General features: G+C 67.3%; 10 protein-coding genes. 8 read left to right on the top strand and 2 right to left on the bottom strand.

Annotation, left to right across the window (positions count from 1 at the left end):
• The first annotated feature begins 48 nt into the window (after positions 1 to 48).
• The 5 genes from tkt (at position 49) to VH88_RS02580 (ending at position 6,261) form a co-directional block, all read left to right on the top strand.
• Complete coding sequence (gene tkt / locus VH88_RS02600) at positions 49 to 2,040, top strand: transketolase (protein WP_082064343.1); 1,992 nt, start codon at positions 49 to 51, stop codon at positions 2,038 to 2,040.
• Positions 2,041 to 2,101: 61 nt separating this feature from the next.
• Complete coding sequence (locus VH88_RS02595; RefSeq protein ID WP_045809847.1) at positions 2,102 to 2,494, top strand: VOC family protein; 393 nt, start codon at positions 2,102 to 2,104, stop codon at positions 2,492 to 2,494.
• A gap of 5 nt (positions 2,495 to 2,499) precedes the next feature.
• On the top strand, positions 2,500 to 3,696 hold the full coding sequence (gene purT, locus VH88_RS02590) for a formate-dependent phosphoribosylglycinamide formyltransferase (RefSeq protein WP_045809846.1): 1,197 nt from the start codon (positions 2,500 to 2,502) through the stop codon (positions 3,694 to 3,696).
• Between the two features lie 254 nt (positions 3,697 to 3,950).
• Positions 3,951 to 6,038, top strand: a complete 2,088-nt coding sequence (locus VH88_RS02585; protein WP_045809845.1) for a carbon starvation CstA family protein — start codon at positions 3,951 to 3,953, stop codon at positions 6,036 to 6,038.
• Entirely contained in the window at positions 6,031 to 6,261 is a 231-nt protein-coding gene (locus tag VH88_RS02580; protein ID WP_231576559.1) for a YbdD/YjiX family protein, read from the top strand. Before VH88_RS02585 ends, VH88_RS02580 begins: the two co-directional genes overlap by 8 nt.
• 1 nt (position 6,262) lies before the next feature.
• On the opposite strand, the gene VH88_RS02575 is transcribed toward VH88_RS02580, so the two are convergent.
• Positions 6,263 to 7,570, bottom strand: coding sequence for a S41 family peptidase (locus VH88_RS02575; RefSeq protein ID WP_231576558.1), 1,308 nt, complete (start codon positions 7,568 to 7,570; stop codon positions 6,263 to 6,265).
• 14 nt (positions 7,571 to 7,584) lie between these two features.
• Positions 7,585 to 8,295 carry an SDR family NAD(P)-dependent oxidoreductase gene (locus VH88_RS02570; protein WP_045809843.1) on the bottom strand — a complete coding sequence of 237 codons (711 nt, stop codon included), beginning with the start codon at positions 8,293 to 8,295 and terminating at the stop codon, positions 7,585 to 7,587.
• 41 nt (positions 8,296 to 8,336) lie between these two features.
• On the opposite strand from VH88_RS02570, the gene VH88_RS02565 reads away from it, so the two are divergent.
• From VH88_RS02565 to carB, 3 genes are all read left to right on the top strand, one after another.
• Complete coding sequence (locus tag VH88_RS02565; RefSeq protein WP_045809842.1) at positions 8,337 to 9,038, top strand: HAD family hydrolase; 702 nt, start codon at positions 8,337 to 8,339, stop codon at positions 9,036 to 9,038.
• A gap of 136 nt (positions 9,039 to 9,174) precedes the next feature.
• Complete coding sequence (locus VH88_RS02560; RefSeq protein WP_038293704.1) at positions 9,175 to 9,489, top strand: ribonuclease E inhibitor RraB; 315 nt, start codon at positions 9,175 to 9,177, stop codon at positions 9,487 to 9,489.
• Positions 9,490 to 9,514: 25 nt separating this feature from the next.
• Positions 9,515 to 12,814 carry a carbamoyl-phosphate synthase large subunit gene (gene carB, locus VH88_RS02555; protein WP_045809841.1) on the top strand — a complete coding sequence of 1,100 codons (3,300 nt, stop codon included), beginning with the start codon at positions 9,515 to 9,517 and terminating at the stop codon, positions 12,812 to 12,814.
• Positions 12,815 to 12,862: the final 48 nt, after the last annotated feature.

The following is a 12,862-nucleotide window of genomic DNA, read 5'->3' as shown; positions in this document are numbered from 1 at the left end:
TAAAGGGGCGCGCCCCCTTTTTCCGCCTTCCCAACAGAGGTCTCCACAGTGACCGACGCCAAAACCGCACCAAAGGCCACGCCCGAGCAGATGGCGAACGCCATCCGCGTCCTCGCCATGGACGGCGTTGAAAAGGCCAAGTCCGGCCACCCCGGCATGCCGATGGGCATGGCCGACGTCGCCACGGTGCTGTTTTCCCGCTTCCTGAAGTTTGACGCCTCGCGCCCCGACTGGGCTGACCGCGACCGCTTCATCCTGTCGGCCGGCCACGGCTCGATGCTGATCTACGCCCTGCTGCACCTGACGGGCTATAAGGGCGCGACGAAGGAAGAACTGTCGAACTTCCGTCAGTGGGGCTCCAAGACCGCCGGTCACCCGGAATACGGCCATATGCCGGGCGTCGAGGTCACGACCGGCCCGCTGGGCCAGGGCCTGGCCACTTCGGTCGGTTTCGCCATGGCCGAGCGCCATCTGGCGGCGAAGTATGGCGACGATCTGGTCGATCACCGCACCTGGGTCATCGCCGGCGACGGCTGCCTGATGGAAGGCGTGTCGCAGGAAGCCATCGCGCTCGCCGGCCGCTACAAGCTGAACAAGCTGCACGTCCTGTGGGACGACAACGAGATCACCATCGACGGCAAGGTCTCCCTGTCGGATGCGACCGACCAGAAGGCCCGCTTCAAGGCGGCCGGTTGGGCGGTCAAGGCGATCGACGGCCACGACATGAACGCCATCAAGGGCGCGATGAAGTGGGCCATGCGTCAGGACAAGCCCACCCTGATCGCCTGCAAGACCAAGATCGGCAAGGGCGCCGCCACGATGGAAGGCAGCCACAAGACGCACGGTGCGGCCCTGGGCGCCGCCGAGATCGCCGCCACGCGCCTGGGCCTGGCTTGGGATCACGATCCGTTCGAAATGCCCCAGACCATCGCCGACGCTTGGAAGAAGGTCGGCCGTCGCGGCGCCAAGGACCGCAAGAAGTGGGAGGCCCGCCTCGACGCCTCGTCCCAGGCCGCCGATTTCACCCGCGCCATGAAGGGCGACTTGCCCGAGGCCGCCTTCGACGCCCTGAACGCCAAGATCGCCGAACTGGTCGAGACCCAGCCGGCCCAGGCGACGCGCCAGTCGTCGGGCGCGGCGCTGGACGAACTGTTCGCCGCCATTCCCGAACTGGTCGGCGGCTCGGCCGACCTGACCGGCTCGAACAACACCTTCGTCAAGGGTACGCCGATCCTGGATGCGCCGACCTATGAAGGTCGCTACGTCAACTGGGGCATCCGCGAGTTCGGCATGGCCGCAGCCATGAACGGACTGGCCCTGCACGGCGGGGTCATTCCCTACGGCGGCACCTTCATGGTGTTTTCGGACTATAGCCGCCCGGCCATCCGCCTGGGCGCCCTGATGGGCGTGCGCGCCATCCATGTCCTGACCCACGACTCGATCGGCCTGGGCGAAGACGGCCCGACGCACCAACCGGTCGAACATCTGGCGGCCCTGCGCGCCATCCCCAACCTGATGGTCTTCCGCCCCGCCGACACCATCGAGGCCATGGAATGCTGGCAGGTCGCCCTGCAGACCAAGACCGCGCCGTCGGCCCTGGCCCTGTCGCGCCAGAAGACCCCGGCCGTCCGCACCGTCGCCACGACCGAAAACCTGTCCGCCAAGGGCGCCTATGAGATCAAGGCCGCCAATGGCGAGGCCCAGGCCACACTGTTCGGCACAGGCACCGAACTGGCCCTGGCGCTGAAGGCCGCCGAGACGCTGGAAGCCGAAGGCGTGGCGACCCGCGTCGTCTCGGTCCCCTCGTTCGAACTGTTTGAACAGCAGGACGCCGCCTACCAGGCCTCTGTGATCGGTCGCGGCACGGTCCGCGTCGCCGTGGAAGCCGCGATCAAGCAAGGCTGGGAACGCTTCATCGGCGAAGACGGCGCCTTCATCGGCATGACCGGCTTTGGCGCCTCCGCCCCGGCCGAGGTTCTGTACGAGAAGTTCGGCATCACCTCGGACGCCATCGTCGCGGCGGTCAAGGCGCGGCTGTAAAACTTGGATCACTCCCCCGTGCGCGACGCTTTACGGGGGAGATTTTTTGAAAGCAGAAGCCATGAGCCGCATCGGCGCGATCAGCCTGCTTGTTCACGACTATGACGCGGCCGTCGCCTTCTATGTCGGAAAGCTGGGCTTCGAGCTCAGCGAAGACACCGACATGGGCGGCGGCAAACGCTGGGTGCGCGTCACCCCCAAAGGCGGCGAGACCAGCCTGCTGCTGGCGCGCGCCACGACCGACGCGCAGAAGGCTCAGGTCGGCAACCAGGCCGGCGGCCGGGTCTGGCTGTTTCTGGAGACGGACGACCTGATGCGCGACCACGACGCCTGGCTTGCCGCCGGCGTCCACTTTCGCGAAACCCCGCGACATGAAACCTATGGCAAGGTGGTGGTCTTCGAAGACCTCTATGGCAACGCCTGGGACCTGATCGAACCCGCTATCGGAGCCTGACGCCCATGAAACTCGGCACCCCGCTTTCCGACACCGCCGTGCGCGTCATGCTGCTGGGCTCGGGCGAACTGGGCAAGGAGGTCGCCATCGAGCTTCAGCGGCTCGGCGTCGAGGTCATCGCCGTCGATCGTTATCCCAACGCCCCGGCCATGCAGGTGGCGCACCGCAGCCACGTCATCCCCATGACCGACGCCCAGGTGCTGAACGGCGTCATCCTGGCCGAGGCCCCGCACTTCATCGTGCCCGAGATCGAGGCCATCGCCACCAAGGTCCTGGCCGATATCGAGGCCGCCGGCATGGCGACGGTGATCCCGACGGCTCGCGCGGTGCAACTGACGATGAACCGCGAGGGCATCCGCAAACTGGCCGCCGAAGCGCTGGGCCTGCCCACCAGCCCCTACGCCTTCGCCGGCTCGGCCGAGGAACTGGCCGCCGGCGCCGAGGCCGTCGGCTATCCCAACTTCGTCAAGCCGGTCATGTCCTCGTCGGGCAAGGGCCAGTCCTTCGTCGAAAGCGCCGATGAAATCGTCGACGCCTGGACCTATGCGCAGGACAGCGGCCGGGTCGCCGGCGCCCGCGTCATCGTCGAGGGACGCATCGACTTCGACTTCGAGATCACGCTGCTGACCGTCCGCTCGCGCGGCGCCGACGGCTCGACCCGCACGGATTTCTGCGCGCCCATCGGCCACCGACAGGTCAAGGGCGACTACGTCGAAAGCTGGCAGCCGCAGGCCATGACGCCCGCTGCGCTGGCCGCCTCCCAGGACATCGCCGCGAAGGTCACAGAGGCCTTGGGCGGTTACGGCGTCTTCGGCGTCGAACTGTTCGTCAAGGGCGACCAGGTCTGGTTCTCCGAGGTTTCGCCCCGCCCACACGACACCGGTCTGGTCACCCTGGCCAGCCAGACGATGAGCGAGTTTGCACTTCACGCCCGCGCCATCTTGGGTCTGCCCGTCGACGTGACCCAGCGCGAGCCCGCCGCCAGCGCCGTCATCTACGGCGGTCTGGACGCGCAAGGAATCGCCTTTGAGGGCGTCGCGGAGGCCCTGTCGGTCCCGACCGCCGACCTGCGTCTGTTCGGCAAGCCCGAAGCCTTCGAGCGCCGCCGCATGGGCGTGGCGACCGCGCGCGGCGCCGACGTCGAACAGGCCCGCGACCGCGCGCGTGAAGCCGCAGGCTGTGTGAAGGTGGTTCGGGGCTGACACCACCGTCTCCTCCCCACCTGTGGGGAGGGGGACCGCGAAGCGGTGGAGGGGTTCTGGAATCCCCGCAGGCGCCCGCGATGCGGTGAAGACTCCCTCCGTCTCTCCGCTGCGCTTCGAGCCACCTCCCCATAAATGGGGAGGAGACGCCCGCTCCTCGTTCATTTCTACGACTTTAGTCGATTGGCCTTGTCCCGGATTGTGGTGCAAACCAAGGGCGAGGGTCGCAGTCAGCCGGCCGGGAGGGATCTGTCGTGGGCAAACTCAGCACACCCATAATCTTCGGCGCCATCGCCATCCTGGGGGCGGTGTCCCTCGGCATCATCGCCCTGCATCAGGGTGAAAGCATCAGCGCGGTCTGGATGGTGGTCGCCGCCGTCTGCACCTATGCGATCGCCTATCGGTTCTACAGCCGCTACTTGGCCAACAAGGTCATGCAGCTGAATCCCGCGCGCTTGACCCCGGCCATGCGTCGCAACGACGGGCTGGACTATGTGCCGACGCCCAAGAACGTCCTGTTCGGCCACCACTTCGCCGCCATCGCCGGCGCAGGCCCGCTGGTCGGGCCGGTTCTGGCCGCCCAGATGGGCTATCTGCCGGGCGTCCTGTGGATTCTGGTCGGCGCCGTGCTGGCCGGCGCGGTGCAGGACATGATGGTTCTGTTCATGTCCACGCGTCGTGACGGCAAGTCGCTGGGCGACATGATCCGCACCGAAATGGGCAACATCCCCGGCATCATCGCTCAGATCGGCGTCCTGATGATCATGATCATCATCCTGGCGGTTCTGTCCCTTGTGGTAGTGAAGGCCCTGGCCGAAAGCCCGTGGGGAACCTTCACCGTCGCCGCCACCATCCCCATCGCTATCTTCATGGGCCTGTACACCCGCTTCCTGCGGCCGGGCCGCGTGGGCGAGGTGTCGGTCATCGGCGTCGTTCTGCTGATCCTGGCCATCATCGGCGGCGGCCATATCGCCGCGGATCCGTTCTGGGGCCCGGCCTTCACCCTGACCGGCCCGACCCTGGCCATTCTGATGATGGTCTATGGCTTCATCGCCTCCGTCATTCCGGTGTGGCTGCTGCTGGCGCCGCGCGACTATCTGTCGACCTTCCTGAAGATCGGCGCGATCGTAGCCCTGGCGGTCGGCATCCTGATCGTGCGCCCGCACCTGCAGATGCCGGCCATCACCCCCTTCATCGACGGCACCGGCCCGGTCTTCGCCGGCGCCCTGTTCCCCTTCCTGTTCATCACCATCGCCTGCGGCGCGGTGTCGGGCTTCCACGCCCTGATCTCCTCGGGCACCACGCCCAAACTGCTGGAGAACGAAGGCCAGATCCCGATGATCGGCTATGGCGCCATGCTGTGCGAAAGCTTCGTCGCCGTCATGGCCCTGATCGCCGCCACGGTTCTGGATCCGGCGGTCTATTTCGCCATGAACAGCCCGGTCGCCGTCATCGGCAACGACGCGGTTTCGGCCGCCGCCGCCGTGGCGCAATGGGGCTTCCACATCACGCCCGGAGAGCTTGAGCAGCTGGCGCGCGACGTGGGCGAGCATTCGATCCTGTCGCGCGCAGGCGGCGCCCCGACCCTGGCGGTCGGCATGGCCCACATCCTGTCGGGCATGATCGGCGGCAAGGCCATGATGGCCTTCTGGTATCATTTCGCCATCCTGTTCGAGGCCCTGTTCATCCTGACCACGGTCGACGCCGGCACCCGGGTGTGTCGCTTCATGATCCAGGACCTGCTGGGCGTCGCCGTGCCCAAGATGCGCGAGACTAAGTCGTGGGGCGCCAACGTCGTCGCCACGGCCCTGACGGTCGGTCTGTGGGGCTATTTCCTCTATACCGGCGTGGTTGATCCGCTGGGCGGCATCAACAGCCTGTGGCCCCTGTTCGGCATCGCCAACCAGATGCTGGCCGCCGTCGCCCTGATCCTGGGGACCGTCGTCCTGTTCAAGATGAAGCGCGAGAAATTCGCCTGGGTCATGATCGTTCCCGCGACCTGGCTGCTGATCTGCACCCTGACGGCGGGCTTCCAGAAGCTGTTCCACCCGGACTTCCGGATCGGCTTCCTGTCCCACGCCCGGAAGTATCAGGAGGCGCTGGGCGCCGGCGAACTGATCGCCCCGGCCAAGAGCATCGGCGACATGCACCGCATCGTGGTCAACGACTACGTCAACTCGACCCTGACGGCGGGCTTCCTGTTCGTGGTCGTCACCATGGTCGTCTATGGCGTCCTTGCGTGCCGCAAGGCCTATGCGAACAACCGCCCGACGGTCCGCGAATATCCGGAAAGCCACCAACTGACGGCGGCCGACGAGGCGGCGGATGCGGCCCGTGCCTGACGTTCAGGACGACCTGCTGTGCCTGTGCCGCGACACCGCCCTGCGGTGGGGTCGCGGCGTCCGGCGCACGGCCGGCGCCATGATCGGTCAGCCGGATTATCAGGCCTATGTCGATCACGCGGCGGCAACCCATCCCGACCAGCCGCCGCTGGACAAGACCGCCTTCTTCCGCCTGCACGAGCAGCGCCGCTTCGGCGGCGCCGGCGGGTTCAAGTGCTGCTGATCTAGAGGCCGCTGGCGGGGGTCGAAGCCCTCGCCCGCTCCTCCGCTCGAAGCGCGGCGATCGCCGCCTCCAGCGTCGGGTCGTCGCCCGCGCGGCGCTGGGCCACGGTGCGAGGCGCGGCGATGTCGGGCGTGACCCCCCGCTTCTCCAGCCGAATCCCGCCCGAGGTCACGAAGTCAGCCCGGCTGAGTGTCAGCCGCCCGCCGTCCGGTAGATTGGTCTCCTGCGCGATCAGCACCGATCCCCCGGTCTTCTCGCCCACCACGATTCCGCGTCGCGCCTCCTGCAAGGCGGCCGGCGTCAGTTCGGCGGCGCTGCGGCTGCCCTGATCCACCAGAACCGCCACATCATTGGCCAAGGGATCGCGCCGATCGCCGCAGTCACCCGCCGCCCTCAGCACCACAGGCCGGCCGCTGCGTCCCGTCCGCGTCGCCCAGACCTGATCGCGCGGCAGGAAACAGGTCAGGACCGATTCCGCCTCCATCAGCCGCCCGCCGGGATTGCCGCGCAGGTCCAGCACCACATCGATATCCGGCGGCAAGCCTTCCAGTTCGCTGCCCATCCAGGCGCCCAGGCCCTTGTCGAACTGCTCGACGCGCAGCACCAGCACCCCCGGTCGCGACGTGTCGGCGGTGAATGGCTCGATGGCCTCCATCACCCGCGGCGTCAGGGCGATGTCGCGCCTCTGTCCCGCATCGTCGGTCAGGACCAACTGCACCGGAACCCCGTCATAGGTCTCGACATCCGGTCCCCAGGGCTTCCCATCGACCGACTTCAGGGCCCAGCCCATCTGCACGCCCGCCGCCTCGGCCGGCGAGCCCGGCCGGATGCGCTCGACGGTCCAGTCGTCCGGCGTCTCGCCCCGCATCAGGGTCAGGCCCATCACGGCGCGCCGGGCGAACTGCGCCTCCTGACGCCGCACCGCCGCCGGCGGACTGGCCGCTGCATGACCGTCGTCCAGCAGATCCAGCATCGCATTGATGACGCGGTACAGCCCCCGCTCGTCACTCGCCGCCAGGGCCTGGGGCCGGAACGTCGCCCGCGCGGCGTTCCAGTCCACGCCGTGCAGGGTCGGATCATAATAGCCCCGCCGCACCTCGCTCCACACCCGATCGAAGACCCGCTGGTTCAACCGCACGCGATCCCGCGAGGGCGCTGTGGCGACCGCCGGATCGACAACCGGCGAATCGATCGGTTGGGCCACGGCCGAAACGCTCAGCGGCAGGCCGAGCAACAGAAGGCTGAAAAGCCGGGCGGAAACGCTCAGACGCATGACCACCATCTGACGCCAGTCGGCCAGTTCGCTCAAGTCACGACTGCGCGCTATTCGGGCACCCGCACCCCGTCCCAGGCGAAGACGCCGCCGCTGTCGGCCGGGGTCAGGTTCGACAGCACGGACAGCAGCCGCTCGGCGGAATAGTCGGCCATGAACAGCCGGCCCTCGGCCACCCCCTTCTGAAACGGCGCGCTCAGGTCCGTCGCCACCGTGCCGGGATGTAGGCCGGCGATCACGGCCTGCGGATGGCTGCGCGCCATCTCGATCGACAGATTGCGCAGGATCATGTTCAGCGCCGCCTTGGACGCGCGATAGGCGTGCCAGCCGCCCAGCCGGTTGTCGCCTATCGACCCCACTCGCGCCGACAGGGCCGCGAACACCGCCCGCCGATCGCGCGGCATCAGCGGCAGCAGATGTTTCGCCGCCAGCGCCGGCCCCACCGCATTGACGCGGTAGTCCCGCAAAAGGTGTTCCGCATCCAACTGGCGAAACGACCGCTCCGGCTGAAGCCCGTCGTGCAGCACCCCGGTCGCCACGACGATCGACGTCGGCGCCGGTCCCTGGCCGATTCGTTCAGCGGCGGACGCCAGACTGGCCTGATCCTCCAGATCCGCCGCCAACCCTAGCGCGCCCGCCACATCCGTGCCCGACCGCGACACGGCCCACACCGTCTCGAACGCGCCGTCCGCCACGATCCGCTCGACCATCGCCCGGCCGATGCCGCCCGTCGCCCCGATCACCACCGCCGATCCGTTCATCGCGTCTCCCTTCCGCGTTCATCCCATGATAGGGGCGCGGCATGAGCATCACCACTGTCGGCCTCGATGCCGACGACACCCTCTGGCACAACGAGACGATCTTCCGCCTGACCCACGCGCGGTTCGTCGATCTTCTGGCCGACCACGGCGACGAGGCGACCATTGAGGCGCGCCTGGCCGAAACCGAGCAACGCAATCTGCGGCTCTATGGCTACGGCATCAAGGGCTTCACCCTGTCGATGATCGAGACGGCGATGGAGCTGACGAACGGCGAGGCTCCGCCCCATGTCGTGCGCGAGATCCTGGCCGCCGGTCGCGAGATGCTGGCCCACCCGGTCGAGACCCTGCCCGGCGTGGATGCAGTCGTCGCCGAACTGTCCGAAAAATACCGCCTGGTCCTGATCACCAAGGGCGACCTGCTGGATCAGGAGCGCAAGTTAGCGGCCTCAGGCCTGGGCGACCTGTTCAGCGCCGTCGAGATCGTCTCCGAAAAGGATCGCGCCACCTACGAACGGGTCTTCACCCGCCACGGCACCGGCCCGGCCGAGGCCGTCATGGCCGGCAACTCCATGAAGTCCGACGTCCTTCCCGCCATCGCCGCCGGCGCCTTCGGCGTCCACATCCCCTACCACGTCACCTGGGCCCACGAACTGGCCGATGCTCCCGTCGACGAGCCCCGCTACGTCTCCCTCGCCCGCATCGACGAACTCCCCGACTGGATCGCGGCGATCGCAGACGCTTAAGGTCTTGCCCCCTCGCCCCTCCCTCTCTAAACGGGCCGCTTAACCGACAAGCAGACGTGAGCGTCGCAGGGCCAGGCTCTGCGGGGACTTCTCGCGCGCCCAGAGAACGACAGAGAACGAAGGACGACGCACTCCCTTGGACGCCTCGGACATCCGTCATGATGAACGCGACGCCATGGTGCGCGCGGCGCTGGCCGAACAGGGCGACAGCGGCGTGACGCCGCGCCATACGTTGTTCTACTTCTATGGCGAGGGCGACCACGGCGACCTGAACGAGGTCGCACGGCGCGCCGGCTTCCTGACGCGCGGCGCCGACGACATGACGGTGCTCGAAACGACCATGGCGGTGGACGAGGCGTCGTTTGCAGCGACCTCGGCCATGATGCAGACCTGGGCCGCGGCCTTCCAGCTGGAGTATGACGGCTGGGAATGCGCGGTCGTGACCCACTAGCGTTCAATAAGAAGAAGAGCTGGCGATGCCCAAGCGCACAGACATCAAGTCCATCCTCATCATCGGCGCCGGCCCGATCGTCATCGGCCAAGCGTGCGAGTTCGACTATTCCGGCGTTCAGGCCTGCAAGGCGCTGAAGGCGGAAGGCTATCGGGTCATCCTGGTCAACTCGAACCCCGCCACCATCATGACCGACCCGGAGGTGGCCGACGCCACCTATATCGAGCCGATCACGCCCGAAATGGTCGAGAAGATCATCGTCAAGGAAAAGCCCGACGCCCTGCTGCCGACGATGGGCGGCCAGACGGCGCTGAACACGGCCCTAGCCCTGCATGAATCCGGCGCGCTGAAGAAGCATGGGGTCGAGATGATCGGCGCCAAGGCTGAGGTGATCGACAAGGCCGAGGACCGTCAGAAGTTCCGCGACGCGATGGACAAGCTGGGCCTGGAATCGCCCCGCTCCAAGGCCGCCCATTCGATGGAAGAGGCGCTGGAGGGGCTGGAGTTCGTCGGCCTGCCCGCCGTCATCCGCCCGTCCTTCACCCTGGCCGGCACCGGCGGCGGCATCGCCTTCAACCGCGAGGAGTTCGAGGAGATCGTCCTGCGCGGCCTGGACCTGTCGCCGACCACCGAGGTGCTGATCGAGGAGTCGGTGCTGGGCTGGAAGGAATACGAGATGGAGGTCGTCCGCGATACGGCGGACAACTGCATCATCATCTGCTCCATCGAGAACGTCGATCCGATGGGGGTCCACACCGGCGACAGCATCACCGTCGCCCCCGCCCTCACGCTGACGGATAAAGAATACCAGCGGATGCGGACCGGCTCGATCAATGTGCTGCGCGAAATCGGCGTCGAGACGGGCGGCTCGAACGTGCAGTGGGCGATCAACCCCGCCGACGGCCGCATGGTCGTGATCGAGATGAACCCGCGCGTGTCGCGCTCGTCGGCCCTGGCGTCCAAGGCCACCGGCTTCCCCATCGCCAAGGTCGCGGCGCGTCTGGCGGTCGGCTACACCCTGGACGAACTGACCAACGACATCACCCAGGTCACGCCGGCGTCGTTCGAGCCGTCGATCGACTATGTCGTCACCAAGATCCCGCGCTTCGCCTTCGAGAAATATCCGGGATCCGAGCCCCTCTTGGGCACCTCGATGAAGTCGGTGGGCGAGGTCATGGCCATCGGCCGCACCTTCCAGGAATCGATGCAGAAGGCCCTGCGCGGCCTTGAGACCGGCCTGTCGGGCTTTGACGAGGTCGAGATCGAAGGCGTCGCCGGCGCCGAGGACGACGCCACGGCCCGCGGCGCCATCGTGCGGGCGCTGGGCGTTCCGACCCCCGACCGCATCCGCGTCATCGCCCAGGCCTTCCGCCACGGGCTGAAGGTCGAAGAGGTCAACGCCGCCTGCGCCTACGAGCCCTGGTTCCTGCGCCAGATCGCCGACATTGTTCGCGAGGAAGGCCACGTCCGGGTCAAGGGCCTGCCGACCGACCCGACCGAGTTCCGCCGTCTGAAGTCCAAGGGCTTCTCCGACGCCCGTCTGGCGCAGCTGACCGGCCAAAGCGAAAAATCCGTCCGGACCGCCCGTCGCGGCCTGAACGTCCGCCCGGTGTTCAAGCGGATCGACACCTGCGCCGCCGAGTTCGCCAGCGCCACCGCCTATATGTATTCGACGTATGAGACCGGCGCGCTCGGCCAGATCCCTGAGTGCGAGAGCGAACCGTCGGACAAGAAGAAGGCCATCATCCTGGGCGGCGGTCCGAACCGGATCGGCCAGGGCATCGAGTTCGACTACTGCTGCTGCCACGCGGCCTTCGCCTTCGACCAGATCGGCGTCGAGTCGATCATGGTCAACTGCAACCCCGAGACCGTCTCGACCGATTACGACACCTCCGACCGCCTGTATTTCGAGCCGCTTACGGCCGAGGACGTGCTGGAGCTGATCGAGGTCGAGCGCTCGAACGGCGAGCTGATCGGCTGCGTCGTCCAGTTCGGGGGCCAGACCCCGCTGAAGCTGGCCCACGCCCTGCAAGAGGATGACATCCCCGTCCTGGGCACCAGCGTCGACTCCATCGACCTGGCCGAGGACCGCGAGCGCTTCCAGCAGATGCTGGAAGGCATCGGCCTGCGCCAGCCGCCCAACGGCCTGGCCCGTTCGGCCGAGGAAGCCGCGCAGAAGGCCGAAGAGGTCGGCTATCCCGTCGTGCTACGTCCCTCCTACGTTCTGGGCGGTCGCGGCATGATGATCGTCCACGACCGCGAGCAGCTGGACCGCTACGTCCACGAGGCCATGCGCGTCTCGGGCGACGATCCGGTCCTGATCGACCACTATCTGAACCGCGCCACCGAGGTGGACGTCGATGCCCTGTGCGACGACGAGACGGTCTTTGTGGCCGGCGTGCTGGAACATATCGAGGAGGCTGGCGTCCACTCGGGCGACAGCGCCTGCTCCATGCCGCCCTTCTCGCTGCGGCCCGAGATCGTGGACGAGCTGAAGCGCCAGACCACGGAAATGGCCAAGGCCCTGAAGGTGCGCGGCCTGATGAACGTGCAGTTCGCCATCGAGGAGCCGCACAGCGAAAACCCGCGCATCTTCGTGCTGGAGGTCAATCCGCGCGCCAGCCGCACGGCGCCCTTCGTGGCCAAGACCATCGGCCAACCGATCGCCTCCATTGCCGCCAAGGTCATGGCCGGCGTGCCGCTGAAATCCTTCGGTCTGACGGACAAGCCCTACGACCATATCGCGGTCAAGGAAGCCGTCTTCCCGTTCGCCCGCTTCGCCGGGGTGGACACCGTCCTGGGCCCGGAAATGCGCTCGACCGGCGAGGTCATGGGCCTGGACTTCAAGCGGTCGGGAGAGGCCGACATGGCCCCCGCCTTCGCCCGCGCCTTCGCCAAGTCCCAGATCGGCGGCGGCGCCAAACTGCCGACCTCGGGCTGCGCCTTCATCTCGGTCAAGGACGAGGACAAGCCCTTCATCGTCGACGCCGCCAGGACGTTGCTGGCCGAAGGCTTCAGCCTGATGGCCACCGGCGGCACCCATGCCTATCTGGTCGAACAGGGGCTGGAGGTGAAGCTGGTCAAGAAGGTGCTTGAGGGCCGCCCGCACATCGTGGACGCCATGAAGAACGGCGAGGTTCAGCTGGTTTTCAACACCACATCAGGCAAGCAGTCGCTGCAGGACAGCTTCTCGCTGCGCCGGACCGCCCTGATGATGAAGATGCCCTACTACACCACCACCGCCGGCGCCCTGGCGGTTGCCCAGGCCATCGGCGCGATCAAGGCCGGCGACCTGGATGTGCGGGCGATCCAGGACTACGCCTGACGTTGACGAAATCTCCGGTTTTCGGCCGCACGCTGCGAGGCTGTAGCG

The organism is Brevundimonas sp. KM4 (assembly GCF_000964075.1).
GTDB classification, from domain to species: Bacteria; Pseudomonadota; Alphaproteobacteria; order Caulobacterales; family Caulobacteraceae; genus Brevundimonas; species Brevundimonas huaxiensis.
Note: the sequence above shows the minus strand (reverse complement) of the source record. Positions and strands in the feature narration are given on the sequence as shown.